General features: G+C 72.1%; 19 protein-coding genes and 1 pseudogene. 8 read left to right on the top strand and 12 right to left on the bottom strand.

What is annotated here, in order from left to right:
* A complete protein-coding gene (locus tag ACWDEX_RS33310; RefSeq protein WP_450468200.1) occupies positions 1-930 on the bottom strand; it encodes an ATP-binding cassette domain-containing protein in 930 nt (309 codons plus the stop codon).
* 108 nt (positions 931-1,038) lie between these two features.
* On the opposite strand from ACWDEX_RS33310, the gene ACWDEX_RS33315 reads away from it, so the two are divergent.
* The 3 genes from ACWDEX_RS33315 (at position 1,039) to ACWDEX_RS33325 (ending at position 4,129) form a co-directional block, all read left to right on the top strand.
* The gene (locus ACWDEX_RS33315; RefSeq protein WP_450468201.1) at positions 1,039-2,193 is read left to right on the top strand and encodes a sensor histidine kinase; all 1,155 of its coding nucleotides are present in this window, start codon (positions 1,039-1,041) and stop codon (positions 2,191-2,193) included.
* Positions 2,194-2,228: 35 nt separating this feature from the next.
* Positions 2,229-2,891 (top strand): response regulator, encoded by a 663-nt coding sequence (locus tag ACWDEX_RS33320; protein ID WP_450468202.1) that lies wholly within the window; start codon positions 2,229-2,231, stop codon positions 2,889-2,891.
* Between the two features lie 80 nt (positions 2,892-2,971).
* Entirely contained in the window at positions 2,972-4,129 is a 1,158-nt protein-coding gene (locus tag ACWDEX_RS33325) for an ROK family transcriptional regulator (RefSeq protein WP_450468203.1), read from the top strand.
* A gap of 100 nt (positions 4,130-4,229) precedes the next feature.
* On the opposite strand, the gene ACWDEX_RS33330 is transcribed toward ACWDEX_RS33325, so the two are convergent.
* Positions 4,230-4,991, bottom strand: coding sequence for a GntR family transcriptional regulator (locus ACWDEX_RS33330; RefSeq protein WP_450468204.1), 762 nt, complete (start codon positions 4,989-4,991; stop codon positions 4,230-4,232).
* A 315-nt stretch (positions 4,992-5,306) separates the two neighbouring features.
* Between ACWDEX_RS33330 and ACWDEX_RS33335 the strand changes: the two are divergent.
* Positions 5,307-5,699 (top strand): annotated as a pseudogene (locus ACWDEX_RS33335) (M15 family metallopeptidase); the annotation flags it as partial.
* Between the two features lie 294 nt (positions 5,700-5,993).
* On the opposite strand, the gene ACWDEX_RS33340 reads toward ACWDEX_RS33335, so the two are convergent.
* The 3 genes from ACWDEX_RS33340 to ACWDEX_RS33350 all read right to left on the bottom strand — a co-directional run bounded on the left by ACWDEX_RS33340 (position 5,994) and on the right by ACWDEX_RS33350 (position 8,287).
* Complete coding sequence (locus ACWDEX_RS33340) at positions 5,994-6,371, bottom strand: hypothetical protein (RefSeq protein ID WP_030825962.1); 378 nt, start codon at positions 6,369-6,371, stop codon at positions 5,994-5,996.
* Between the two features lie 81 nt (positions 6,372-6,452).
* Entirely contained in the window at positions 6,453-7,334 is an 882-nt protein-coding gene (locus ACWDEX_RS33345) for an RNA polymerase sigma-70 factor (RefSeq protein ID WP_450468205.1), read from the bottom strand.
* Positions 7,331-8,287, bottom strand: a complete 957-nt coding sequence (locus tag ACWDEX_RS33350) for an EamA family transporter (RefSeq protein WP_450468206.1) — start codon at positions 8,285-8,287, stop codon at positions 7,331-7,333. Before ACWDEX_RS33350 ends, ACWDEX_RS33345 begins: the two co-directional genes overlap by 4 nt.
* Positions 8,288-8,334: 47 nt before the next feature.
* Here ACWDEX_RS33350 and pdxR point away from each other — a divergent pair, with 47 nt between their 5' ends.
* Positions 8,335-9,825: a MocR-like pyridoxine biosynthesis transcription factor PdxR gene (pdxR, locus tag ACWDEX_RS33355; RefSeq protein WP_450468207.1), complete on the top strand. Its 1,491-nt coding sequence runs from the start codon at positions 8,335-8,337 to the stop codon at positions 9,823-9,825.
* Positions 9,826-10,044: 219 nt separating this feature from the next.
* On the opposite strand, the gene ACWDEX_RS33360 is transcribed toward pdxR, so the two are convergent.
* Entirely contained in the window at positions 10,045-11,268 is a 1,224-nt protein-coding gene (locus ACWDEX_RS33360) for a trans-sulfuration enzyme family protein (protein ID WP_450468208.1), read from the bottom strand.
* Positions 11,269-11,328: 60 nt separating this feature from the next.
* On the opposite strand from ACWDEX_RS33360, the gene ACWDEX_RS33365 reads away from it, so the two are divergent.
* Positions 11,329-11,832 carry an Lrp/AsnC family transcriptional regulator gene (locus tag ACWDEX_RS33365; RefSeq protein ID WP_450468209.1) on the top strand — a complete coding sequence of 168 codons (504 nt, stop codon included), beginning with the start codon at positions 11,329-11,331 and terminating at the stop codon, positions 11,830-11,832.
* Between the two features lie 55 nt (positions 11,833-11,887).
* Complete coding sequence (locus tag ACWDEX_RS33370) at positions 11,888-13,582, top strand: DUF885 domain-containing protein (protein WP_450468210.1); 1,695 nt, start codon at positions 11,888-11,890, stop codon at positions 13,580-13,582.
* Between the two features lie 79 nt (positions 13,583-13,661).
* Here the strand turns inward: ACWDEX_RS33370 and ACWDEX_RS33375 are convergent, their stop codons facing one another.
* The 6 genes from ACWDEX_RS33375 to ACWDEX_RS33400 all read right to left on the bottom strand — a co-directional run bounded on the left by ACWDEX_RS33375 (position 13,662) and on the right by ACWDEX_RS33400 (position 21,304).
* Positions 13,662-16,655, bottom strand: a complete 2,994-nt coding sequence (locus tag ACWDEX_RS33375) for an AAA family ATPase (RefSeq protein ID WP_450468211.1) — start codon at positions 16,653-16,655, stop codon at positions 13,662-13,664.
* Positions 16,652-17,800, bottom strand: a complete 1,149-nt coding sequence (locus ACWDEX_RS33380) for an exonuclease SbcCD subunit D (protein WP_450468212.1) — start codon at positions 17,798-17,800, stop codon at positions 16,652-16,654. Before ACWDEX_RS33380 ends, ACWDEX_RS33375 begins: the two co-directional genes overlap by 4 nt.
* A gap of 202 nt (positions 17,801-18,002) precedes the next feature.
* Positions 18,003-18,629 (bottom strand): YigZ family protein, encoded by a 627-nt coding sequence (locus ACWDEX_RS33385; RefSeq protein ID WP_450468213.1) that lies wholly within the window; start codon positions 18,627-18,629, stop codon positions 18,003-18,005.
* 282 nt (positions 18,630-18,911) lie between these two features.
* Positions 18,912-19,454 carry a SixA phosphatase family protein gene (locus ACWDEX_RS33390; RefSeq protein WP_450468214.1) on the bottom strand — a complete coding sequence of 181 codons (543 nt, stop codon included), beginning with the start codon at positions 19,452-19,454 and terminating at the stop codon, positions 18,912-18,914.
* On the bottom strand, positions 19,451-20,131 hold the full coding sequence (locus ACWDEX_RS33395) for a hypothetical protein (RefSeq protein ID WP_450468215.1): 681 nt from the start codon (positions 20,129-20,131) through the stop codon (positions 19,451-19,453). Before ACWDEX_RS33395 ends, ACWDEX_RS33390 begins: the two co-directional genes overlap by 4 nt.
* 195 nt (positions 20,132-20,326) lie before the next feature.
* Positions 20,327-21,304: a hypothetical protein gene (locus tag ACWDEX_RS33400; RefSeq protein WP_450468216.1), complete on the bottom strand. Its 978-nt coding sequence runs from the start codon at positions 21,302-21,304 to the stop codon at positions 20,327-20,329.
* A 171-nt stretch (positions 21,305-21,475) separates the two neighbouring features.
* Between ACWDEX_RS33400 and ACWDEX_RS33405 the strand changes: the two genes are divergently transcribed.
* A complete protein-coding gene (locus ACWDEX_RS33405; protein ID WP_450468217.1) occupies positions 21,476-21,748 on the top strand; it encodes a heavy-metal-associated domain-containing protein in 273 nt (90 codons plus the stop codon).
* Positions 21,749-21,928: the final 180 nt, after the last annotated feature.

Consider the following 21,928-nt stretch of genomic DNA (forward strand, 5'->3'; position numbering starts at 1 on the left):
TCAGGCCTCCCGGGGCTGTGTCGAGGTGGACGCAAACTCGGCGTCGTGTGCTGTGAGATCGAGATAGGCCTGTTCCAACGTGGCCTCCTCGGCGGCGAGTTCGAGGATCGGCAGGCCCGCAGCGGAGGCCAGGCGGCCGATGTCCTCCACGCGCGTGTGCCGCACGCTCCACCGCCCGGCCCCCGTCTCGGCGGCCTCGTACCCGTGTTCCTTGAGCAGCGTGCCCAGGGCGGCGCCGTCCGTTGTGCGCACCCGGACACGGGGCTCCACGCGCGCGTCGATGAACTCCCGCATCGGCAGGTCGGCCAGCAGCCTGCCCCGGCCCAGGACCACCAGGTGGTCGGCGAAGGAGGCGGTCTCGTTCATCAGATGGCTGGAGACAAGGACGGTACGGCCCTCGTCGGCGAGCCGGCGCAGCAACTGACGGATCCAGACGATCCCTTCGGGGTCGAGCCCGTTGGAGGGCTCGTCCAGCAGCACGACGGGCGGATCCCCCAGGAGCGCGGCCGCGATACCCAGGCGCTGGCGCATGCCCAGGGAGTACGTCTTCACGTGGCGCCTCGCCACCGATGCGAGCCCCGCCTCCTCCAGCACCGCCTCCACCCGGCTCCGCGGGATGCGGTTGCTCGCGGCGAGCGCCCGCAGATGGGCGTGGGCGGTACGTGAGCCGTGCGCGGCCTGCGCGTCGAGCAACGCGCCCACGTGGCGCAGCGGTTCGTCGAGCGTGGCGTAGTGGCGGCCGCCGAGGGTGGCGGTGCCGGACGTGGGTCGGTCCAGGCCGAGCACGAGCCGCATGGTGGTGGACTTGCCGGCGCCGTTGGGGCCGAGGAAGCCGGTGACACGGCCGGGCCGGACGCGGAAGGTGAGGTGGTCCACGGCGCGTGTGGTGCCGTACTCCTTCGTGAGGTTTTGAACGTCGATGCTGGTCATGGCCACAGGATCGCCGCCCGCGCGGATGCGGTGCCTCCCCCGCGGGGGGAGATCGTCTCCCCCGCACGGGGGAGGACTGCTGTCAGTGGCGGCTGGCACGATCTTCGGATGGCCCGCCTTCTGCGCCCGCTGCTGCGGGGGACGACGTACACGCGCTTGCTGCATCTGTGGGTGCCGGTGCTGTTCGTCAGCGTGTGGATGTTCATCAAGATGTCGTGGCCGTGGGTGCCCGCCGTGCTGTTGCTCCCGCTCGGGCTGGTCCCGGCCGTACGGCTGGGCGAGGGCGTGCAGGCACGGCTGCTGCTGACCCCCGGTAACGGGGAGGACAGTGCGAGCATCTCGGTCGCGCCGTCGGCGACATGGCGCGACCGGCTGCGCACCGTGCTGTGGCTGGAGGCGCGCATGGCGCTGGGAGTGGTCACGATGTTCGCGTGCGTGTGGCTGCCGGTCACCGCGTACGACCTGGCCCGTGCCGCCCAGGTGCCGGTGCACGAGCCGTTCTTGACGGTCGAACGACCCCACTGGGCCTACGCGTTGCTGGTGCCGTTGCCCCTCCTCGCGCTGTACGGCGTGGTGGTGGGGCTCGGCGCACTGGTCACCATGGTGGCACGCCTGTTGCTCGGTCCGTCCGCGGCCGAGCGGCTCGCCGCCCTGGAGGAGCGCACCGAGCAGCTTCTGGAGCGCACCCGTATCGCGCGCGAGCTGCACGATTCCATCGGCCATGCGCTGACGGTGGCCGTGGTACAGGCGGGCGCGGCGCGGGCGGCCGGCGACGCGGAGTTCACCGATCGGGCGCTGGAGGCCATCGAGGAGACGGGCCGGGCCGCGCTGGAGGACCTGGAGCGGGTGCTCGGGGTCCTGCGCGAGTCGGAGCGTCCGGCGAGCAGCCGCCCGACACTCGTGGACGCCGACCGGCTGCTCGAGTCGGCACGCGTCTCCGGCGCGAAGGTCGATGCGGAGCTGTCCGGCCCGCTGGAGACGGTTCCCGGACCGGTCTCCCGGGAGGGCTACCGCATCCTCCAGGAGTCGCTCACCAATGCGCTGCGGCACGCCGGCGGCGCTCCCGTCCGGGTCCGCATCGGCGTGGACGCGGGCACGCTCACCCTGGAGGTTCGCAATCCGCTGACCGCCGCGATACCCGGGCCCGGCCGGGGCAGCGGGCTGCGCGGCATACGCGAGCGGGCGGCCCTGCTCGGCGGCCGCGCACGAACGGGTCCGGACGCGGGTGACTGGCAGGTGCGCGTGCAGCTGCCCGTGGGCTGATCCAGCGCCTCGGCAGGGAACACTAGGCTGGCCGGATGCCGGTCACCGTTCTGCTCGTCGACGACGAACCCCTGGTCCGCGCGGGTCTGCGCGCCGTCCTGGAGGCGCAACCCGACATCGAGGTCGTGGGCGAGGCCGCGGACGGCGCGGCGGTGATCCCGCTGGTGCGGCGACTGCGGCCGGACGTCGTCGCCATGGACGTACGCATGCCGCTGATGGACGGCATCGAGGCCACCCGCGCGGTGCTGCGCTCGGTCGACGCGCCGCCGAAGATCGTGGTGGTGACGACGTTCGAGAACGACGAGTACGTCTACGAGGCGCTGCGCGCCGGTGCGGACGGCTTTCTGCTGAAGCGGGCCCGACCGGCCGAGATCGTGCACGCGGTGCGGCTGGTCGCCGAGGGCGAGTCGCTGCTGTTCCCCTCGTCGGTGCGGCAGTTGGCCGCCACACACGGGGATCGCGGCGGCAACCGAGCGGCCCGGGAGGCGTTGGAGCGCGCCGCACTGACCGGGCGTGAGGCGGAGGTGCTGCGGCTGATGGCACGCGGCTTGTCGAACGTGGAGATCGCCGGGCAGCTGGTCGTCGGCGCGGAGACGGTGAAGTCGCACGTCAGCGCCGTCCTGGCCAAGCTGGGGGCACGGGACCGGACGCAGGCGGTGATCGCGGCGTACGAGTCGGGGTTCGTCGCGCCTGGCTGATCCGCCAGGCCGGCTCTCGCGGGTGTGCGCGGTGCCGAGTACGATCCGCCCAACACGCGCACGAGCTGGGAGGACGGACGTTGGGGCGACTGACCGGCGGGGATCCCTCTCTGCTTCGAAGGATCAACTCCGCGGTGGTGCTGCATGCGCTGCGTGCCGTGGACTGCGCGACGCTCACCGAGATCACCCGGGTGACGGGGCTGTCCCGGCCGACCGTCGAGGGCGTGGTCGAGGGCCTGATCGAAGTCGGGCTCGTGGTGGAGACGGCCGCCGAGGAAGGCGCCGCCCGGCGGCAGGGGCGGCCCGCACGAAGATTCCGTTTCCGGGCCGAGGCGGGCCATCTGCTGGGCCTGGATGTCGGAGCGCACCGGGTGACCGCGCTGCTCGCCGACCTTGACGGCCGGGAGTTGGGCACTCTCTCCAAGACCGTCTCCGAGACGGCGTCGGCCGACGAGCGCCTGGAGCGGCTGCGCGGCACGGTCGCCGAGTTGCTGCGCCGCTCGGGTGTGGCGCGGGGCTCGCTGCGCGCGGTCGGCGTGGGCAGCCCCGGCATCGTGGATGCGGACGGCACCGTGCGCCTGGGCATGGCCCTGCCGGAGTGGACCGGCCTGCGGCTGGGCGAACGGCTCAGCCGCTCCTTCAAGTGCCCGGTACTGGTGGAGAACGACGCCAACGCGGCTGCCGTCGCCGAGCACTGGAAGGGCGCGGCTGCCGACTCCGACGACATCGTGTTCGTACTGGCCGGGCTGAGTCCCGGCGCCGGCTCGCTGATCGGCGGACGGCTGCACCGCGGCTACGGCGGTGCGGCCGGGGAGGTCGGCGCACTGCATCTGCTGGGCCACGAGGCGGCCCCGGAGACGCTGCTGTCGACCACCGACGAGCCGCTGCATCCGCTGGACGAGCAGCAGGTCGCCGATGTGTTCGCGCTCGCCCGCGAGGGCAACCTGCGGGCCCGCGCGGCCGTGGACCGCTTCATCCAGCGGCTTGTGCACGACGTGGCGGCCCTCGTCCTGGCCCTCGACCCCGAGCTGGTCGTGATCGGCGGCTGGGCGGCGGGCCTGGACGGCGTACTGGACCCGCTGCGCCGGGAACTGGCCCGCTACTGTCTGCGCCCTCCGAGGGTGGCCCTGTCACAGCTGGGCGAGGCAGTGGTGGCGACGGGGGCGCTACGGCTTGCGCTGGACCACGTGGAGGAGGAGCTGTTCGCGGTGGAGGGTACGGCGACGGCGCGGCGCTGAACCCGCCCGCGCCGCCGGGTCCGGGTGTGCAGGTGTCGTCGCTCGGGTTCCCGGGGCGCGAGAACGGCTCCTGCCGGTGTGGGGGCGTTCGGCGCGGTGGTCAGGAGGCGTGGCGCTGCGGGTCGTGGTGGATCTCTACGCCGCCGGTGGCGCCGAAGGTCAGACGGCAGGTGTCGGCGCGGTACGTCGCCACGGAGACGGCCGCCGTGCGCCCGTCGGCGTGGAAGCGGGTGGTGACGACGAGGACGGGCGCGCCGGGAAGTCGGTCGAGTTCGCGTGCGTCGTCGGCGCCGGCCGAGCCCAGCTCGACGGCCTGGTCCTGGCCCTCCAGCGGCAGGCGTTGCAGTTCGCGCAGCACGGCACGCGCGCGTGCAGCACCGGAGGGCGCGTCGATCGCGGGGAGGGCGGGTACCGAGGCGCCCGGGACGTAGAGCAGTTCGGCGGCGACGGGTCGACCGTGTGTCACCCGGAAGCGGCGCACCGTGTGTACCTGTCCGCCCCGGTCGGTCTCCAGGAGGTCGGCCACCGCGGCGGGCGGTACGGCGAGCGTGCTGTCCGTGGTCTGCCAGGCGTCGTCGGCCTCGCCCGGCCACGTGTGCCGCTCGGATCCCACGGCCACACCCATACGGGGTGGCGCGACGGTGGTGCCGACGCCGCGACGGCGCTGCAGCCGGCCTTCCAGTTCGAGCTGTTCGAGGGCCTGGCGGAGCGTGGCACGGGCAACACCGAAGCGGGCCGCGAGATCCCGTTCGTTGGGCAGGATCTCGCCCACGGAGAACTCGGAGTCGAGTGCTTCGGTGAGTACGGTCTTGAGGTGCCAGTACTTAGGCTCCGGCACCGTTTCGAGCTGCGTGGTCCCCACCCTGTCCTCCGCGATCGCCGTGGCCCGGCGGCGTTTCAGCGCCCTTGTTTATTAAAGGTTGTTGCACTTCTCTGCGACGATAGGGCGGCCCCCATCCTTGGTCAAGACCAATCCTCGATCCCTTACGGTGCGCACAGGCGCGCTGCCGCAGAGCGTTCACGTGGCGTTCGCGAGGGCGTGATCTCAGCGGGGCGGCCACACTCCGGCCCCCGAGCTTCCCCCAGTACAGAGGGGGGCTGGCCCCACCATCGACTGCCCGGTTGCCCGGATGATGGAACGGCGACAACAAGGCAGCCGACAAGGACGACATCGTTCGATCGACTCCTCAAGGCCCAGGCAGAGCTGCCTCAAGGGATGAGGTTGCTGTTCGTCGAGGGGTATCGCCCACCGTCCCTTCAACGCCGCTACTTCGACGAGTACGCGACGCAACTGCGGGCCGATCACCCGGAATGGTCTGCTGAGCAGGTCCGCTCGGCAGCCAGCCGCTACGTGTCCCCGCCTGAGATCGCACCCCACAGTGCCGGCGCAGCCGTTGACTTGACGCTCGGAGACGGCGACGGCCGTGAACTCGACATGGGCACCCACATGGACGCGACTCCGGAAGAGAGTGCGGGCGCCTGTTACACCCAGGCCGACAACATCAGCGACGAGGCCCGCTCCAACCGAGACATCTTGAGTGCGGCACCGACCTACGCTTCCTGGGCCAACCCGATCGAGGCCCACTTCGGCCCGCTGCGGCAGTTCACCCTGGCCAACTCCCACCACCGCAGCCACCCCGCGCAGACCCAGGCACTGCACCGCTACCTGCGCCGGCGCAATACCAGCGCCCGCCACCCCGACGTGCTCGCCGCCCAACGCGAGGAACGCGCCCGCGTCCGCAGCGAGAAGGGCATCCGCTGGGGCGGACGCCCCCTCAACACCGCAGCATGACCAACCGCGAACAGCGGCCCCCGAGCGCCGAAGGGGGCGAGTTCAGGAGAAGGACAGCGACAGAAGGATGACTCAGGAGGCGGACGGTTCGATCTCCCCCGCAAAGACGATGACCTGGTCGATGAGGCTCCGCCGCAGATGGACGACGTCCGTTCCCGCCAGGCGGGGACCTCCGTCCGGCGTGGTGAAGACCCACTGGTACCGGGCCCACTCGTCAGGCATGTCCACCGCCGAGCAGCGCACCATCGTGCCGGTCCCCGCCGGGTGGCGCCGGATGTCCAGCACGAACCGCTCGACCGCCGCGATTCCTTCGCTGCGACCCAACGGCCCCCAGAAGACCACGTCCGAGGTCAGAGCCTGGGAGAGCAGGGCAGTCACATAGCTGTCGTCCGAGGCGTTGAACGCGGAGATGAACGTGTCGATCGCGGAGCGTGCAATCTCTTCCTGCATGTCCCAGTAATACCAGCCGTTTCGCGTGCGCTCGTCCCGCGAGCCGCCTTCCGGTCACGCTGAACCATCCCGGTCACAGCACTAGCCGCCCAGGACCGTCAGCTTCTCCGGGTTACGGAGGATGTAGACACACTGCACGCGTCCGTCGACGACGTCCACCTGGACGGCGCTGTCGGGCTTGCCGCCGGACAGGACGAGCAGGGCCGGACCGCCGTTGAGTTCCAGGAAGCGGAACGACATGTCCGGGATGTCCTGGCGGGCCACGGCGATCAAGAACCGGCCGACCTTCTCGGCGGTCTCCAGGACCCGCAGGGGCGCCTTGGCGTGGCCGCCGCTGTCGCCGACCAGCCGGACGTTCGGGGCCAGCAGCCGCATCAGTCCGTCGAGGTCACCCTCGACCGACGCGGCGATGAACCGCTCGGTCAGATCGCGTCGTTGGGCCGGGTCGACCTCGTAGCGCGGCCGTCGCTCGTCGACGTGCTTGCGGGCCCGTCCGGCGAGTTGGCGCACCGCGGCCTCGCTGCGGTCCAAGGTGGCGGCGATCTCCGCGAACGGGTACCCAAAGGCCTCTCTGAGCACGAACACCGCCCGTTCCAGCGGTGAGAGGGACTCCAGGACGACGAGGACGGCGAGCGAGACGGAGTCGGCGAGCTCCGTCCGCTCGGCCGCGTCCGGAGCGGTGTCACCGAAGTCGGTGAGATACGGCTCGGGCAGCCACGGACCCACGTACGCCTCGTTGCGGGCCCGGAGTTGACGCAGCCGGTCCAGAGCCAGCCGGGTGGTGATGCGTACGAGGTAGGCGCGCGGTTCGCGCACGTCGTCGCGGTCGGTACCGGACCAGCGCAGCCAGGCCTCCTGGACCACGTCCTCGGCGTCGGCGACCCGGCCCAGCATGCGGTAGGCGACGCCCATCAAGAGGGAACGCTGATCCTCGAAGACCTCGGTCACGGTATCGGTGGTCATCGTTCCATCCCATCCGACGTGCTCCCCCCGTGTCCAGACGAAATCGCTGTCGTGCCGCGCACACTCGCCGCAGGTCGGCGTCCCCGGCGCAACGCGCCCGAGCCCAGGGCGACTCCGGCACCGACAAGGGCGCTTCCCGCGGCCTGCGCGGCCCCATAGGCACCGGTGCCCACGATCGGCGCGGTACAGGCGGCGGCGACCGGGATGAGACCGGAGAAGAGGGTGGCGCGCTCGACGCCGATGCGCTGCATGCCCATGTACCAGCACACAAAGCCGACGACGGTGACGACGGCCGCCTGCCACAGCAGCGCGGCGGTCTCCGTGCGGTTCGGCGCGCGCAGCCAGTCACCGCCGTCCACGACCATCCCGGCCGCCGCCGACTCGACCGCCGCGACCCCGCAGACGGTGGCCGACAGCAGCCTCGGACCCAGCGGACGCAGAACAGGTACGGCCAGCATCGCGAAGCCGGCCTCACCGGCGAGCGCGCACAGGGAGAAGGCGATTCCGGCGCCGTCCGTGCGGCCCCACCCCTGGACCGTGAACGCGCCGACGGCCACCAGCGACGCCCCGCACAGCACGCTCCGCGTGGGCCGCCGCCCCTCCAGCAACGGCACCACGACGGCGACCACCACCGGGGCGCACCCCACGAAGACCCCAGGAACCGCTGGTTCGGCGGAGCCTTCGGCAGCGATCACCGAGAGGTTGAAGCCCACCATTCCGACCGCGGCAAGCAGGGCGAGACGTGCCCATGCGCGTGGCCCGAGGCCGCGCAGCGCCGCCGTACCGCCCCGGCCGAGCAGGGGCAGGAGCAGCACGCAGGCCAGGCTGTAACGCAGGAACTGGCCGCCCGCGTACGGGTAGTGGCCCAGGACGCTGTTGGCGGTGAAGGAGCCTCCGACGAGGACCCCGGCTAGCGCGGCGAGCAGGGCCCCGCGGGCGGTGGTGGCGTTCATGCCGGTGACGCTAGGCAGGGCGGTGGTCCGGTTTAAGGTCCACTTTCATGACGTCATCGGGGACCAGTTCGGGAACGCCACCGGAGGAGACAGGTTCAACGCCGGACGGGTCGGCGTCCTGGGCCGCCGCCTGGGAAGTGCTGCTTCCGGCCGCCCGGGCACCGGCACGCGCGCGGGGGCGTACGTTGCAGGCGGCGCTGCGGGAGGCGGTCCGCTCCGGGCGGCTCGCCGCGGGCACCCGGCTGCCGTCGAGCCGTGAACTCGCCGCCGACCTCACCGTGTCGCGAGGGCTGGTGACAGAGGCGTACGAGCAGTTGACCGCCGAGGGGTACCTGCGCACCGGCCGGGGCGCGGGGACCTGGGTGAGCGGTGCCGTGCGGGCGGCGGACCCCGGCACCCGTGACCTCGCCCCGCGCCCCTCCCCCGGCACCCGCGCCGACTTCCAGCCGGGCACACCGGATCTGGCGCTGTTCCCGCGTACGGCCTGGGCGGCGGCCCACCGCACGGTGCTGGCCGAACTCCCCCATCACGCGCTGGGCTATCCGGACCCACGCGGACTGCCACGGCTGCGCGTCGCGCTCGCCGGACTGCTCGCGCGGCGCAGAGGCGTGGTCGCCGACCCGGAGCGCCTCGTGATCGTCTCCGGGGTGGCCCAGGCGCTCACACTGCTGGGATTCGTGCTCCACGCGCGCGGCGTGCGCACCGTGGGCGTGGAGGACCCGGGAAGCCCCGAGCACGGCGCCCTGTACGCCTCCGCCGGCATCACCGCCGTAGCACTGCCCCTGGACGAGCAGGGGCTGGCCACCGGGCCGCTGTACGGGTCGCGGGTCCAGGCGGTCGTCACCACGCCCGCCCACCAGTTCCCCTCCGGGATGGCGTACTCCGCGCGGCGGCGCACCGAACTGCTGCACTGGGCACGCTCGGTGGACGGGCTCGTCGTCGAGGACGACTACGACGGGGACTTCCGCTACGACCGTGCACCGGTGGGCGCGCTGCAAGGACTCGATCCCGAGCGTGTCGCCTACACGGGGTCGGTCAGCAAGTCGCTCGCACCGGGCCTGCGACTCGGCTGGCTGCTCGTCCCCGAGGCGATCGCAGAGGAGGTGGTCGAGCGGAAGCGGACCATGGACCTCGGGCATCCGGTCGTCGACCAGGCACTGCTGGCCCGGTTCGTGGAGCGCGGCGACTACGACCGGCACCTGCGTCGCTGCCAGCGCGCGTACAAGGAGCGCCGTGACGCCCTGGTGGCCGCCCTGGAGGAGTACTTTCCCGGGGTCGAGGTGTCCGGGATCGCGGCCGGTCTGCACGTCATCGCCCGCCTGCCCGACCGGTACGGGCCACAGGACCGGTTCCTGGAACGGGCCGCGGAGCACGTGGCGGTGCGTCCGCTGGCGGCGTACGGGAGGGTGGCCGACGACGGGGTGAGGCTGGTGCTCGGATACGCGCATCTGTCACCCGCCCGGATCCGGGAGGGTGTACGGACGATGGCGCTTGTCACGCGCGCGTGGCAAGGCGGGCCGGGCAGCGTGACGCCCTAACCACCCCGGAAAACCAGGGGGCTTGGGGATAGCTGCGGCGGCCGCGCCCACGACGTCAGGAAGCGGCGTTGCCGCTTCCACGACCGGCCGCCGACTCGCGTACCCTCGATCACCACGCCGCGCACCGGAGTCATCCCCCGGTGCGCGGCGACCCGGCTGTCGGGCCCCGGCGTCACGGCGTTCGCAGGCCGGCCACCGGAACGACCCGACGCCGCGGCGCTACCGTGCGACGACCTCCGCCTCCCGTCGGCCGTCGACCCGCTCCGCCCCCAACGCGCTCTCCAGATCGGCCCACAGGTCCTCGACGTCCTCCAGGCCCACCGACAGCCGTAGCAACCGGTCGCTCACTCCTGCGCCCCGGCGGTCGTCCACGTCGACGATGCGGTGGCTGATGGACGCCGGGTGCTGAATGAGGGTGTCGACGCTGCCGAGGCTCACCGCGGGCGTGACCAGACGGACCCCGCCGATCACCGCATGGGGGTCGCCGTGCACCTCGAAGGCGATCATCGCGCCCCCGATCCGCGGGTAGTGGACGCGGGCGACGCGCGGGTCGGCGGCGAGACGACGGGCGAGTTCGGCAGCGGTGGTGGACGCGGCCCGGACCCGTACCGGCAGTGTCGACAGACCGCGCAGCAGCAGGTATCCGGCGAGCGGATGGAGCAGTCCACCCGTCGCGAAGCGCACCTGTCGCAGTCCGCGCGCCAGTTCCTCGTCGCAGGCCACCACCCCGCCCATCACGTCACCGTGCCCGCCCAGGTACTTCGTGGCGCTGTGCAGCACCAGTCGCGCTCCCTGCTCGGCGGGCCGTTGCAGCACGGGGGTCGCGAAGGTGTTGTCCGCCAGCAGCGGAACCGATCCGCAGGCGTGGGCGATCGCGCGCAGGTCGAGTTCCGCGAGCGTCGGGTTGGCCGGAGATTCGACCATGACGAGTCCGGTGTCGGGGCGCAGCGCGTCCGCGATGCCCGCCGGGTCGGTCCAGGTCACCTCGGATCCCAGCAGCCCAGCGGTCAGCAGATGGTCGCTGCACCCGTACAGCGGGCGCACGGCGACGACATGACGCAGCCCCAGCGCGTTCCGTACCAGCAGGACGGCGCTGAGCGCCGCCATACCGCTCGCGAACGCGACGGCGCTCTCGGTGCCTTCGAGCCGGGCCAGCGCCGTCTCGAAGCGTGCGACGGTCGGATTGCCGATCCGGCCGTAGACGGGCGGGCCGGTCAGCTCGGCGCCGTCGGCCGCGAAGGCGTCGATGCGGGCGGCCTCGCCACGGCTGTCACGACTGGGGTAGGTCGTGGAGAGGTCGAGGGGCGGTGCGTGCAGCCCCAGTTCGGCGAGGTCCTCGCGTCCGGCGTGCACGGCCTCGGTGGCGAGGGCCCGGCGCACCGGGAGGTCCCCGGCGGTATATCCGTCCTGCGCTGTGTACGCGTCATGAGTACGGGATTCCATGGACCGCAGCCTGAACACTGGCCGGGATTATGCTGTCGATCTTCGTGTTACGTTCGACACATGGCCGAATCCGTCGTACTGGACCCGGTGGACCTCCATCTGCTGCGGCTGTTGCAGAACGACGCGCGGACGACCTACCGCGAACTCGCGGCACAGGTCGGGGTCGCGCCCTCGACCTGTCTGGACCGGGTCACCAGGCTGCGCCGCTCGGGAGTGATCGTCGGCCACCAACTGCGACTCGACCCGGCGAAGCTGGGGCGCGGTCTTGAGGCGCTGCTGTCGGTTCAGGTCAGGCCGCACCGGCGGGAACTGGTGGGTCCTTTCGTGGAGCGGATCCGGGCGCTGCCCGAGTCCCGTACCGTCTTCCACCTCACCGGACCGGACGACTATCTCGTCCATGTCGCGGTGGCGGACATGGCGGATCTGCAGCGGCTGGTCCTCGACGAGTTCACGGCGCGGCGCGAAGTGGCCCGGGTGGAGACCCGGCTGATCTTCCAGCAGTGGGACTGCGGCCCGCTGCTGCCGCCCGGACAGGCCGTGTCGGGACGCGCCACGCGGGCGTAAGCCGGGCCGGGAAACTCCGTGACGTGGGCCATGTCCCCGTATGAGGATTGTTCCCATGTCAGAAACCATCAAAAGCCCCCTGCCCCGCGAGGTCGCCGACGCGTACGTCGACGCCCTCATCGCCCTCGATCCCATCACCGGTACGTTCCTCGGTGTGAAGGAGAGCTCGAGCAAGCTGCCCGACAGTTCGCCCGCGGGACAGGAGGCGATCGCCGAGCTGGTCCGAGCGACGCTGGCGCGGCTGGACGAGGCGGAGCGACGCCCCGGCGCGAACAGCGACAGCGAGCGCCGGTGCGCGCGTCTGCTGCGCGAGCGACTCACCGCCGAACTCGCCGTGCACGAGGCCGACGAGGGCCTCAGGGCGGTGAGCAATCTGCACTCCCCCGTGCACTCCGCGCGCGAGATCTTCACGGTGACCCCCACCGAGACGGAGGAGGACTGGGCGGCGGTCGCCGAGCGGCTGCGCGCCGTGCCGGCCGCGCTGGGCGGCTACCGCGAATCCCTCGCCCTCGGTCTGGAGCGCAAGCTGTACGGCGGGCCGCGCCCGACCGCCACCTTCATCCAGCAGCTGACCGACTGGTCGGACACGGACGGTCAGGGCCGCGGCTGGTTCGAGGAGTTCGCCTCCCAGGGTCCCGACACGCTGCGTGCGGAGCTGGACGAGGCCGCCCGTGCGGCGACCGCGGCCGTCGTCGAGCTGCGGGACTGGATGCGCGATGTGTACGCGCCGACGATCGAGGGCGCGCCGGACACGGCCGGCCGGGAGCGTTACGCCCGCTGGGTGCGCTACTTCAACGGGACGGACCTGGACCTCGACGAGGCGTACGCGTACGGCTGGTCCGAGTTCCACCGCCTCCTGGGCGAGATGAGGGCGGAGGCCGAGAAGGTCCTGCCCGGTGCCGAGACACCTTGGGTGGCGCTCGCGCACCTTGACGAGCACGGCACGCACATCGAGGGTGTCGAAGAGGTCCGCGCCTGGCTGCAGGGCCTGATGGACGAGGCGATCGACGCCCTCGACGGCACGCACTTCGAACTCGCCGAGCGGGTGCGGAGGGTGGAGTCGTGCATCGCGCCGCCCGGCGGCGCGGCGGCCCCCTACTACACGCAGCCGTCCGCCGACTTCTCCCGTCCGGGCCGGACCTGGCTGCCGACGATGGGGCAGACCCGGTTCCCGGTCTACGACCTCGTCTCGACCTGGTACCACGAGGGCGTCCCCGGTCACCACCTCCAGCTCGCCCAGTGGACGCACGTGGCGGAGAACCTCTCGCGCTACCAGGCGACGGTGGGCATGGTCAGCGCCAACGCCGAGGGGTGGGCGCTGTACTCGGAACGCCTCATGGACGAACTGGGCTTCCTCACGGACCCGGAGCGGCGGCTCGGCTACCTGGACGGGCAGATGATGCGGGCGGTGCGCGTCATCATCGACATCGGCATGCACCTGGAGTTGGAGATCCCGGCGGACTCGCCGTTCCACCCGGGCGAGCGCTGGACGCCGGAGCTGGCGCAGGAGTTCTTCGGCGCCCACAGCAGCCGTCCGGCGGACTTCGTGGAGAGCGAGCTGATCCGCTATCTCTCGATGCCCGGCCAGGCGATCGGCTACACGCTCGGCCAACGCGCCTGGCTGCAGGGCCGCGAGAACGCGCGGAAGCGCCACGGCGACGCGTTCGACGCGAAGGCCTGGCACATGGCGGCGCTCTCGCAGGGCTCGCTGGGCCTGGACGACCTGGTGGACGAACTGTCCCGGCTCTGACCGCGCCACAGCGGCCGGGCCCGTGCGCATGCCGCCAGGCCCGGCCGCCGGCGTCGCGATCCGTCTTGCCGAGCAGCCGTCAGTCGGCGGACCGCTGCCGCAGTACCGACCCCGTTCTTCCCTTGACGACCTCCAGTTGCGCGTGCACACGCCGCCGCAGGTCGGCGACATGGCTGACGATGCCCACACTGCGGTCCCGCTCCCGCAGGGAGTCGAGCACGTCGAGCACGTCGTCGAGGGTCTGGTCGTCGAGGCTGCCGAACCCCTCGTCGATGAAGAGGGTGTCGAGGCGGACCCCTCCGGCCTCGTCGGTGACGACGTCCGCGAGGCCGAGGGCGAGCGCGAGGGAGGCGAAGAACGTCTCGCCGCCGGAAAGGGTCGCCGTGTCGCGTTCCCGTCCGGTCCAGGCGTCGACGACGTGCAGGCCGAGGCCGCTGCGGCCGCGTCCGGAGCGGTCGTCGGAGTGGACGAGGGTGTAACGGCCCGAGGACATGCGTTGCAGCCGTACGGTCGCGGCGGCCGCCACCTGTTCGAGGCGGGCGGCGAGCACGTACGACTCCAGGCGCATCTTGCGCTCGTTGTCGGCGGAGGTGCCGGCCGTCAGGGACGCCAGCCGTGCCACCCGGTCGTACTCCTCACGCAGCGGTGCGAGACGGCGTACGGACGCGGTGGCGCGCGCGGAGAGCCGGTCGAGTTCGGCGCAGCGGCGGGCCGCCGCGTCCTGGGCGGACACCGCCTCCTGGAGCCGACGGGCCGTGGTCTCGGCGGTTTGTTCGGCGGTCTGGAGGTCGGCCGGTGGCTGCTGGGCGGCGGCCGTGGTGTCCGCCTCGGCGAGCACCGCGCGTACGGCGGCCTCCTCCTGCTGCCAGGCGTCCAGCCTGCGTTGCAGCTCACGGTGGGCCGCGTCGTCCAGGAGGGCGTCGGCCGCGGCCTGTGGGGTGTCGAACCCGGCGCGGAAGGCCGCGTCGGCCAGGCGCGCGTCGGCTGCCTTGAGCCGCTGCGCGGCGTCCTCGGCGGCGCGGACGGCGTCGGCCGCCTCGGTGAGCAGGGCGGCCTGTTCCTCCAGATGGGCCGAGCGTGCCAAGACGCTGCCGGCTTCACCCCGGGCACGACTCAACTCCTCTTCCAGGGCGGCCCGTTCGTCATCCAGGGTGTCCCGGCGGGAGACCCGGGCCGCCGCCCGGAGCGCGGCCTCCTGCTGGGCCGCGGTACGCCGCTCCCGCTCGCGCTCGGCCCGCCTCAGCTCCTCCTGCGCGGCGTGCAGCCGTGAGGCGCCCTCCCGTGCGGCGCCGTACAGCCGCTCCGCCTCCTCTGCCTGCTCGGCCAGTCGGGCGGTCGGCGCGGCACCGGCCTCGGCGGTGGCGGCGGCCAGCGTCTCGCGTACGTCGGCGAGTCGTCGTTCGTCCTCGGCACGCTTGTGTTCCGCGTCTTGATGGGCGGCGAGCGCGCGCTCCTCCGCCTCCCGGTCGATGTGTCCGGCGAGTTTCCGTGTGGGCGTGGGGTGTTCGGTGGCACCGCAGACGGCACACGGCTCGCCGTCGACGAGCCCGGCTGCGAGTTCCGCCGCGATGTCCTTGAGGCGCTGCTCCTTGAGGTCCAGCCAGTGTTCGTGGGCCTTCAGCGCGCATTCACGCGAGGCCAGGACGCGGGCCTGCGCCGCTTCGGTGTCCCGGGCGAGCTGGTCACGCCGACGGGCCGCCGTGAGTCGCTGCAGTGCGGTCTCGCGCTGGGCCGCAAGTTGCTCGGCACGGGTGGCGGCCTCTTGCGCGCAGTCGATCCGGGCCTGCAGGCCCGCACGGGTCTGCTCCCACTCGGCGAGCCAGTCGGCAGCGTCCTGGAGGACCGACTCGTCGGCGCGCTCCTCGCGGTCCAGGTTCTCCCGCTCCGCGGTGAGTTCGGCCAGTCGCCGCTCGGCGCGGCGGGCCGACTCGAGGCCGCCCAGTTCCTCGGCGGCCCGGCGCGCGGCCACGGCGAGTCCGGCCGCCCCGGCTTCCGCGAACGTCTCCGGCAGCAGGGCACGCGCGCGTGCTTCCTCGGCCGCGGCCCGCCGGTGCTCGGTCTCGGCGATCTCGCGCAGGTCCAGGGCGGGCGCCACGGCCTCGGCCTTGCGGCCTCGCTCCATGCGCGTTCGCGCCTCCCGGTGGGCGTCGGCCCGCTCCTCGAGCAGCGCGGCCCGCCTTCGGGCCTCGGCGTAGCGGTGTTGCAGCCGCGCCGTTTCGCGTACGTCGTCGAGGACGCGCTCGGCGACGGCCCGCGCCGACTCGGCGGCCGTGCGCGCGCATGTCGCGATGGTGAGCCGTTCACGGCCCGTGCTGCGGGCGACGGCGGCCCAGCTCATGACGGCGTCGGCGAGCCCGGGGTCGCCCGGGGTGAGTTCCGGCAGCGGCGCGGAGTTCCCCGCCGCCTGCTGCATCCGGTGCGCGTCGGCGAGCAACGCGGCGTCTCCGTCGCGCACTTCGGTCTCCGCCGCCCGGCGTCGCTCGGCGAGGCGCTTCTCGACCCCGGCGAAGCGGTGGGTGTCGAAGAGGCGACCCAGCAGCTTGCCGCGGGCCTCGGCGTCGGCACGCAGGAAGCGGGCGAAGTCGCCCTGGGGCAGCAGCACGACCTGGCAGAACTGCTCGCGGCTCATGCCGAGCAGTTGGGTGATCTCCTCGCCTATCTCCTGGTGGGAGCGGCTGAGGTCCTTCCAGGCGGCGGTCGCGGCATCGTACTCGCGCAGCCATGACTGCGCCTTGTCGGTCGTCGTTCCCGTGCCGCGCTTCTTCGGGCGCTCCCACGGCGGCTGCCGCGTGATCTCCAGTCGGCGTCCGGCGACGGTGAGTTCGAGCCGGATCTCGGTGCGCGTGAGCGGTGCGGCGTGGTCACTGCGCAGGGTCTGTCCCTGGCCGCCCTGCCGGGCGCCGGGCACGGCCCCGTACAGCGCGTAGCACACAGCGTCCAGGACGGACGTCTTGCCGGCGCCGGTCGGTCCGTGCAGCAGGAACAGACCGGCGGCGGACAGTTCGTCGAAGTCGACCTGCTGGGTGCCGCCGAAAGGGCCGAAGGCTGTGATGTCGAGCCGGTGCAGCCTCACTGGGCTCCCTCCGCGCGCACCGCGTCGAACGCCTCTCGCAGCACGGTCTGTTCCCGCTCGTCGGGGCCGGCTCCGCGCACATGGGCCACGAAGTCCTCCGCGATCTGCTGGTCTGAGCGGCCCGCAAGCCGCCGCGCGTAGGACACGCCGGGGTCCTCGGGGGCGCGCTCGGGGTCGAAGACAAGACTGAGCGTGTGCGGGAAACGCTCGGTCAGCCGGGCCATGGGTTCGGCGGGCCGCACCGGGTCGGTGAGCGTGACCTCCAGCCACGCCTCCCTGTGGCGCTCCAGTTCGGGGTCCTCGAGCAGTTCCTCCAGGCGCCCACGGATCCTGGCGAGGGGGCGCGGCACGGGACAGTCGACACGCTCCGCCCTGACCGGGCGGTCGGCCCCCAGATCGACGAGCCACATGCTCTTGCGGTGGCCGGCCTCCGAGAACGAGTACGGCAGCGGAGAGCCCGAGTAGCGGACGCGGTCGGTGATGACCTGGCTACCGTGCAGATGGCCCAGCGCCACGTAGTCCACCCCGTCGAAGACGCCGGCCGGCACCGCGGCCACGCCGCCGACCGTGATGTCACGTTCGCTGTCGCTGGGCTCGCCTCCGGTGACGAAGGCGTGGGCCAGGACGACGGAACGGGTACCCGGTGCGCGCGTGGCGAGATCGGCGCGGACGCGCTCCATGGCGGCCGCGAGCACCGCCTCGTGGCCCGCCCGCTCGACGCCGAACTCGTCCTTCACCAGGGCGGGTTCGAGATACGGCAGGCCGTAGAAGGCCACGTCGCCATGGGTGTCGGTCAGTACGACCGGTGTTCCGCAGGCCGCGGGCTCGGTACGCAGATGGATGCCGGCTCGGCCGATGAGTCCCGCGCCGACGCCCAGACGACGCGCCGAGTCGTGGTTCCCGGAGATCATCACCGTGGGCACACCCAGGTCGGCCAGGCGGTGCAGGGCGGCGTCGAACAGTTCGATCGCGGCGAGCGGAGGCACCGCGCGGTCGTACACGTCTCCGGACACGACCACCGCGTCCACGTCGTGCTCGCGCACGGTCGTGACGAGATGGCCGATGAACTCGGCCTGGGCGCCGAGCATGTTCACCCGGTGGAACGCCCGGCCCAGATGCCAGTCGGACGTGTGCAGCAATCTCAAGAATCCGCTCCGACCCGCACCTGTCCCCCTACCGCACCCGCCTCTGAGACCCGACACGAACCAGCACGGGCTCGCTGTCGGCACTCACCACGCTAACGCCTGTCGACACCTGACCCACCACGGACCGCGGATTACCACGCACATCCGAAGCCCAAAAACCGGAAATGTCTGTGATGTTCAGAATCTCGCATTCTGTTCGCGATCACGCGTCCCCGTACGCCTCGCCGCCCAGTCGGCAGTCGGCCGTTCCCGCGGTGAGGTCGGCGAGCCATGCCCGAAAGGCCTCCACATCGGCGTCCGGCAGTCCGATCTCGATCGTGACGTCTTCCCCGTAGCGCACGTCCCGCACCTCGCGGCCGGTCGCCCGCAGGCCGTTCTGCACCTTGCCCGCCCGCTGGTGGTCGACCGTGACCGTGGCGAGCCGGAAGCGCCGGCGGGTGAGCGTGCCGATGGCGTCCAGGGCCTCGCCGACCACTCCCCCGTACGCCCTGATGAGCCCGCCCGCACCGAGCTTCACCCCGCCGTAGTAGCGGGTGACGACGGCGACGACGTAGCGCATGTCGCGGCGCAGCAGCATCTGGAGCATGGGCACGCCCGCGGTGCCGCCCGGTTCTCCGTCATCGCTCGCCTTCTGGATCGCGGCGTCGGCTCCGACGACATAGGCGTAGCAGTTGTGCGTGGCGTCGGCGTGCTCCTTGCGGACGCCGGCGATGAAGTCCTGGGCCTCCTGCTCGGTGGCGGCCGGGGCGAGGGCGCACAGGAAACGGGAACGGTTGATCTCGGTCTCGTGCACGCCCGCGCGGGCGACTGTGCGGTACTCGTCCTGCATCACGCCAGCGTATGCGCTCGCCACGCCGCCACCACAGGCCGCCCTTGACCACAGGCGTCCCTCGGTTACGACCTGGGGGGAAATTCGGTTACGACCTGGGGGGAAATAGGGAGCGGGTGAAGGAGCGGCGTCCGGTGCGGTCGATCGCAAGGCGCCGGAAGGTCCTCGTAGCGGAGCTACTAGGACATTTCGGCAACGCCGCTGGGGGTCCCCCCTGCTCGAAGAGCTTGGGGGAGGCCGTGCCGGGCGTCGCGACGCCGCTCCCTATTGCCCCCCAGGTCGTTACTTCTTCCTGCCTCTCGGCACGGTCACGTCCGTCAGCACAGCGATGCCGGGGGCGAGGGAGCCCCAGTCGCCGCCGTGCCAGGCGAGGACGGCGATCGCCGAGGTGGGGAACTTGGTGCGGACCCGGGCGAGGGTTTCGTCGAGCGCATCACCGGCGAGCGCGAGGACCAGATCCGCGAGCCCGGGATTGTGTCCGATCAGCAGGAGCGTCTCCACCTGCCCGGGCACCGCGTGCAGGGCCTCCAGCAGATCGGGCACATCGGCGGCGTACAGCCGCGGCTCCAGCCGTACCGGGGGTGGGGTGCCCCACTGGGCCGAGGCCAGCTCCCAGGTCTGCCGGGCGCGGACGGCGGTGGAGCACAGCGCGAGGTCGGGCAGGCAGTCGGCCTCGGCGATCGCGCGGCCCGCGGCCGGGGCGTCCCGGCGGCCGCGCGGTGCGAGTGGCCGTTCGTGGTCGTCGACGCCGACGGGCCACGCGGACTTGGCGTGCCGCAGCACGACGAGTCTGCGCAGCGGGCCCGCCCCGGCTCGGCCGATCATGCCCAGGCCCCGACGTCCCGGGCGAGGTCCAGGCCGAGCAGCCGGTCGGCGTAGGCATAGGTCTCGAAGCGCGCTCCGTCGGGCACGTCGTCGGCGTTCTCGACGCGGCGCAGCACCTCGAGGACGGCCGGTACGTCGAGATCGTCCTCCCACGCGGCACGCAGGTCGTTCCGCACCCGGTCCGGAATGGGCCTGGAGGGCCGGGTCGCCCAGTGGGCGACTGCCGTGCGCCAGTGCACCAGTGCGTTCTCCGCCTCGGTCAGGGCGGCCGGGCCGAGGTCGACGGGATGCCGGCGGGGGCGGGCCAGCAGGGCGAGGCGCATGGCCGCCGAAGGGGCGGTGTCGGCGGGTCCGGTCGCCGGGGCGACCTCGACACACACCCCCTCCGGGGCTGCGCCCTGTGACCCGATGACATGCAGGGCCCGTCCGACGTCCGGCGCTTCCGGCTCGCCCCGGCGGATGCCGAGGTCGTCGGCGCGCGCCCGGAGTGCGGCGGGCGCGTCGGCGACCGTCACGACGGGCGTTCTGCCGAGTTCCAGGGCGCGGGCCAGCACATCGGCCACCAGCAGCACCCTCAGGTCCGAGGTGTCGGCACCGGCCACATGCGCGTGGACGCGGGTCAGCCCCGGACGGACGTCGACGATCTCGCCGCTGCGGGCGTCGGTGATACGGAGCACGAGGCGAGCGTAGGCGGGCGAAGCCCCCGGCGCGGGGAGGTGGGATGTGTTCCGGACAGACATGCCCCGGCGGAGCACGCGGGCGGCGCGCGCCGGTCCGGGGCGACACCTTTGCCCCGGACCGTGCGGGTCACTGCTCCTCGCCGAGCCTCTTCCTCAGCTCCGTGATCTCCGGGGCGCCCGGTGCGGCCCGGTTCAGTGCGCGTGATCGTGCTCCCCTTCCAAGGACGGGGTGTCCGAGGGCTGCTGTCCGCCCTGACCGGCGTGCACCGTGAAGGCCGCCGTGTGGACCTTGCCCTCGTGCTTGAAGTCCAGGAAGAGGCGGTACATGCCGGCGCTCGGCGCCGTCGCCGTGAAGGAGACCTCGGGGCCCGGCTTCGTCTCGCCGTCCCCGGGCTCGCCGTTCGGGTGGACATGCAGGTAGGCGAGGTCGCCCGAGCGCAGGGCGACCAGGTGTCCGTATGCGCCGAGGTAGGGCTGGAGATTCCGTACGGGCTTGCCGTTCCTGGTGACGGTCAGCTTCAGTTCGTCGGCCGTACCGGCGGCAAGCGATCCGGCGAGCTTCACCTCGTAGCCGTCCACCTTGGCGGTGGTGTTGTGCGTCGGGAGTGAGGCGGGCTCGTACCTGCCGGGCGCGGCCAGGTCGGCGCCGAGCGTGAGTCCTTCGCCGCCCTTGGGCTTGAAGTCGGCGAAGACGCGGTAGGCGCCGGCGTTGGGCAGCTCCACCGGAGTGGACCAGGTGCCGTCAGTGGCCCGTGTCGGGTGCAGGTGGCGATAGACGGTCAGGTCGCGTGAGGCCACGATCAGGTGCAGTTCCTTGCCGTGCTCGCGCTCGAACCCGGTGACCTTGCGGCCTGTCGCGTCCTGAACGATGGCGAAGCTCAAGTCGCGCGCCTTTCCGGATTCGATGCGCGGGGTCTTCAGGTCGAGCGTGTAGCCCCCCTGGGAGACCTCCAGCCCTCCGGGCGGTGCCGCCTCCTCGTGCCGCTCATGTCCGCCGGACGCATGGCCATTGCCCTGGTCGTTGCCATGGCCCTTGCCATGGGCGCCTCCGTGTGCGCTGCCCTTGGACTCGTGTGAGATCGGGCCGACCGCGTTGCCCACGCCGTAGGTGGCTCCGAACGTCGCAGCCAGCGCGGCGGCGAAGACGGTGATCCGCAGTCCTGTGTTCATGGCGCACTCCTCCGCTCAAAGCCACCTGACTGGCGGCTCATGCACCTCAACATACCCCCGGGGGGTACTAAGTCAAGTCCGGTCGACCCTTGCGATGGATACGGGTAGGGGGTATACATGGACACCGATCACGGATACCCCCCTGGGGTATTAAGAGAAAAGGAAGATCCCATGGCTGACTGCTGCACCCCCGAAGGAAGCTGCCACACCAAGGCGGAGACGAAGACGACCTACAAGGTCGAAGGCGTCGGCAGTGCCCACTGCCAGGGCGTCGTCTCCAGGGCGGTGGGCGGCCTCGACGCGATCAAGGCTGTCGAAGTCGAGATCGGCACCGGCTTGGTCACCGTGACCACCGAGAGCGAGATCGACGAGGCGCTCGCCGCCCTGATCGAGAAGACCGTCGACGAGGCCGGATACGACTTCGCCGGCCGCGTCACCGCCTGACCCGCGAACCGGGGCGGGGCCGCCTCCACTGCGTCCGGCCCCGCCCCGATCGCACGCACCACCCATGATCGCGTCCGTGAGCTGCGAGGAGCAGACATGACCACCACCACGCCTGGTGCCGCCGAGGTCGAACTCGCCATCGGCGGCATGACCTGCGCCTCGTGCGCCGCCCGGATCGAG

It is taken from the genome of Streptomyces sp. NPDC001020 (genome assembly GCF_053599115.1).